At 60.0% G+C, this 260-nt stretch carries 1 protein-coding gene; it reads right to left on the bottom strand.

Annotated elements, in window-relative coordinates:
* On the bottom strand, window positions 1-260 hold a 260-nt coding region (locus tag ACR9ZK_RS22405; RefSeq protein ID WP_481344134.1), incomplete at both ends, for a hypothetical protein.

The raw sequence follows: 260 nt of genomic DNA, 5'->3' as shown, positions 1-260 counted from the left end.
AGAATATCCTCGCGGTGATGGCCGAGCACCAGCGCATCGCAGCCCTCTTCGCGCGCGATGCGATAGAGATTGCCGCGGCGCAGGCGCGAACAGAGCGAACAATAGGTCGCACCCTCCGGCACCTTTTCCTTCACGATGGAATAGGTGTCGCGATATTCGATGCGATGCGCGACGCCGATCTTCGTCAAATAGTCCGGCAGGACATGCTTCGGGAAGTTCGGCTGGCCCTGATCGAGATTGCAGGCGATCAGTTCCACCGG

Source organism: Monashia sp. HAY1-5C (assembly GCF_056755255.1).
This window is presented reverse-complemented; position numbering and strand designations above follow the sequence as displayed.